General features: G+C 31.4%; 1 protein-coding gene and 1 pseudogene. Both read left to right on the top strand.

Translation table 11 applies throughout. From position 1 onward, the window contains the following. Positions 1-44: 44 nt before the first annotated feature. Positions 45-3,347 (top strand): helicase-related protein, encoded by a 3,303-nt coding sequence (locus ACP5S8_RS07775; RefSeq protein ID WP_461876382.1) that lies wholly within the window; start codon positions 45-47, stop codon positions 3,345-3,347. Beyond that, a pseudogene (locus ACP5S8_RS07780) lies at positions 3,347-4,518 on the top strand (Eco57I restriction-modification methylase domain-containing protein); the annotation flags it as partial. The gene ACP5S8_RS07775 and the pseudogene ACP5S8_RS07780, both read left to right, overlap by 1 nt.

Raw genomic sequence — 4,518 nt, forward strand, 5'->3', positions numbered from 1 at the left:
TGGGATTTGAGTGGGAAAAACTTTAAAACGATAGGATATAAACAATGGCTTATTTTATAACAAATGAACCAGGGAAAACGCTAAAACAAAGGTTTGATGAATTAAAAGATTATGCATATGAGTTTAAATTTTTAACAGCTTTTTTCTATTTTTCTGGTATACAAGAACTGTATGAGCTTTTTACATATCTAAGAGATAAAGACAAGCTAAAAGAAGGTGCAATAAAAATACTTGTAGGTTTAAATGTAGATAAGGGAAGCTACGGAATCTATGAATATGCAAAATCTGATAGTGATAAAGATATCATAAGAGAAGATTTTATCAAAAGCATACAAAACGCTTTTACTTCTAAAGATACTGATAAAAAAGATATATACGAGCAAATAGATTTTTTTACTAAGCTTTTAGAAGAAAGAAAGTTAGAAATTAGAAAAACAAGGCAGCCTGTTCATTCTAAATTATATTTGTTTAAGTTTGACAACGAGCTGATAAAACATCTTTTCATAACAGGTAGCAGCAACCTTACAAGAGCTGGTTTTGGTGGTCAATATGAATTTAATGTTGAAATAAAAGATTACGGTTTTGAAGATGCCGAAAAGTATTTTGACGAGCTTTGGGAAAGTTCTCTAGAGATAAAACCTGAAGATATCATTGATGCCATCCAGCAAAAGACTTTTAAAAGAAAAATAACTCCTTTTGAGGCTTATGTTTATCTTCTTAAAAATTATATAGATCTTCATAGGGTAGAAGAAATAGAGAAAGATTTAAAACTTTTTATGGAAACATCAGGTTATAAACCTTATAATTTTCAACTAGAAGCGGTATCTCAGGCCATTGCTATGCTCGAAGCTCATGGAGGTGTTATCATAGCTGACGTGGTGGGGCTTGGTAAAACCGTTATTGCTTCTATGGTGGCAAAAGCCCTAAAAAAAAGAGGCATAGTGATATGTCCACCTCATCTGGCAGGAGACGAAAACGGTTTTTATGGATGGAGAAAATATATAAAAGATTTTGGTCTAATAGGCTGGGAAGTGCGCTCTTTGGGTAAACTGGAAGATACGTTAGAGTTTGTTAGAGAAAATGACGATATAGAAGTTGTGATAGTAGACGAAGCTCATAGGTTTAGAAACGAGAAAACCGCTAGCTATTTTTACTTATCTGAGATTTGTAGAGGTAAAAAGGTTATACTTCTTTCTGCTACTCCTTTTAACAACAAACCTTCTGATATATTTTCTATGCTTAAACTCTTTACGATACCTAAAAAATCAACGATAGTATATGGTGGAGATCTTTCATCTAAATTTTCTGAATATCATCAAAAGTTTACAAAACTCTCTTACATTAAAAGATATCACAATTCCGTTATACCACAACAAAGAAAGCAATCTCTAAAATACTACAAAGACCTTTTCAATACAAAAGGCTTTGACATTAAAAAAGTAGACAACGAGATAAAATCAATAGCACAAAATATAAGATCTGAAATAGAACCTGTAGTAATAAGAAGAAACAGACTTGATTTAGAGTATTATGGCGATCATATTGATTTCCCAGAAGTAAAAGACCCAAAAGAGGTATTCTACGAGCTAGACGATAAACAGTTGGAATTTTACGATTACGTTATATCTTCTTTGGAAGCTTTTGATAAAGGCGGGAAATTTACAGGTGCCATATATTTCCCAGATAGATATGAAAAAAGCTATAAAATAGACTATGAAGAATTAGACGACAATACACCTAACAAAGAATCTGTATACCAAAAAAATCTATACAACATGATGAGAAGACTTATTGTAAAAAGGTTTGAAAGCTCTTTTGACGCTTTTGTAAGCACTGTGAAAAATATAAGATCAGCGAGCGAAAGAACGTTGTCTTTTGTAGAGAAAACTGGTAAATACATTTTGGATAGAAAAAGACTTCAGGATGTTTTAGAGCTTTTAGAAGAAGATGAGGAACAAGGTTTTAAAAAACTTATACAATATGAAGAAGAGATTGCCTCCCAAAATAACAACAGCAAAAATACTAAAATATACGAACTAAAAAACCTGAAAGATAATGGTAAAGCTTTTCTAGAAGATATAAAAAAAGATATAGAGCTTTTTGATGATTTTATACAAAAAGCACAAAAGCTAAATCTTGTAGAGAAAGACCCAAAGGTGCAAAAACTAAAAGAGATAATAAATGAATATATTAAAGAAGGTAGGAAGGTTGTAATCTTTACAGAATATCTTGACACTGCAAAAGCTATAAAAGAAAAACTCAAAGAATTTGAAGATATACTTTTGCCAGCTTTTGGAAATCTAACTGCCGATGTTGTAGAGAGCATATACGAAAATTTTGATGCTCAGTATAAAAACCAAAGGGATAGGTATAAAATTCTCCTTGCAACAGATAAACTATCTGAAGGTTTTAGTTTAAATAGAGCCGGCGTTGTTATAAACTACGACATACCTTGGAACCCGGTTAAGGTAATCCAAAGGGTGGGTAGGATAAACCGTATAGGTAAAAAAGTTTACAACGAAATATATATAGTAAATTTCTTCCCAACAGAAAGAGGAGCAGACATAGTAAAATCAAGGGAAGTAGCCCAGCTAAAGATGTTTATGATACACAATATCCTTGGTGAAGATGCCAAGATTTTTAGCGAAGATGAAGAACCCCAACCAGCAGGCTTATACAGGAAGATAAATACTTTCTCAGAGGAACAAGAAGAAAGTTTCTTTTCTAAAGTTTATAAAGAACTTCAGCAAATACAAAAAGAAAATCCTGGTGTTTTAAAGCGTTTAGACAATCTACCTAGTAGGATAAAGGTTGCTAAAAAGAGCATAGATGATGAGATTCTAATTTTTATAAAAAGAGGAAGGGACTTGTTTGTAAACTACAAAGATCTTCAAGACAAGACATCAAAGGCAGTGCCTTTTGAATCGGTGTATGAGAAGATAAAATGCAGTAAAGATACAAAAGGTATAGAGCTTTCAGAGGCATTTTGGAAACATTACGATGAGATGGTAAATCAAGTTAAACTTGAATTGAGCTCAAGAAATCAAAACACAAAAGAAAAGGCTCTAAATATCCTATCCAAGATATTGATGCTTGACAACGAAAAGCTTAAAAGCTATAAAACATTTGTAGAAGATTTAAAAACTGCAATAAAAGACTACGATACCCTGTCAGAATACGCAGTATCAGAAATATCAAACTGGAATCTCACCAACGTAGAAACTCTTATAAAAGATATAGAAAAACTAAAAGAAAAAATAGGAGAGGATTTCTTGTCAAGGACAAAGAAAAAACTTAACAAGTTTGAAGAGGATATAATAATAGCTATAGAAAATAGGAGGATCTAATGGCAAAAGAGGAGCTTATAAGAGAATCGCTTTCTAATTTGATAAAAGATTTTTCAATAGAAAACTTAAAAAAACTAATTGTCTTAAAAAATAAAGATTTCAGCGATAAATCAGTATTATATGAAATACCAAAAAATTATGAAGATTATTTTGAAAATATATTAGAAGTTGCAAGTATAAATTTGCCTCTTTCTAAAGACAAAGATGTAAAGATAGATTTTAGAGTTTTTGCTATAAAAAGCTCAAAAGAGCTTAAAGAGAGGACTAGCAAAAAAAATCAATTTGAGGTCGCTAAAATATTTTTGAAACAACTTCACATAGACGGTGGGATTTTCGTATTTTACGATGAAAATGGAAATTTTAGGTTTTCTTTGATATTTTCAAATGTAACACCTGAAGCAAAGAGGGTTTATTCTAGTTTCAAAAGATACACATTTTTTGTAGAAAAACGTAAACCAAATAGGACATTTTTAAAGCAAATATTAGAAGCTGGTTTTGAAGATTTTGAGAGTATAAAGGAAGCTTTCTCAAGACAGCCTCTTACAAAAGAGTTTTACACCAAGATAGAAAACTGGTATGCGTGGGCTTTAAAAGATGATTTAGTATGGTTTCCTGGTGGTAAAAAAGAAGAGAATCTCATAAGGCTTATTACAAGGCTTGTGTTTGTATGGTTTTTAAAAGAAAGGGGTTTGATACCAGAAGACTTATTTTCTGAAGAAAAACTTAAGAATATAGTAAAAGACTTTGGAAAGGGCAACTACTTTTACAACGTAGTATTGCAAAATCTGTTCTTTGCTACTTTAAACAAACCAAGCAAAGAAAGAGGCTGGGCGTTAGATAAAGGGTTTATAGAAAACAGGTCAAACTATGATGTTAAAACACTTTTTAGATATGAGAAGTTTTTGCTTATAAAATATCAAGAATTTCAAGAGCTTTTTAAGAATATACCTTTTATAAACGGTGGGTTGTTTGAATGCCTTGACAAAGAAAAAGATTATGTAGATGGCTTTTCAAGAAATGAAAGCAAAAGAGCTAAAATATCAGATGAGCTATTTTTTGCAGAAGAAAAAGAAGAAAACTTATCTCACTTTTACGGTAACAGCAGAAAAGAAAGGGTACATGGTCTTATAAACATATTGAAAGATTTTAATTGGACTGCCGATGAATCAAG

It is taken from the genome of Hydrogenobaculum sp. (assembly GCF_049967395.1).
In the GTDB taxonomy this organism is placed as follows: Bacteria; Aquificota; Aquificia; order Aquificales; family Aquificaceae; genus Hydrogenobaculum.

What these genes read in the sequence shown, in the direction of transcription:
- ACP5S8_RS07775 (WP_461876382.1), top strand. Translation starts at nt 45, where the DNA reads ATGGCTTATTTTATAACAAATGAACCAGGGAAAACGCTAAAACAAAGG.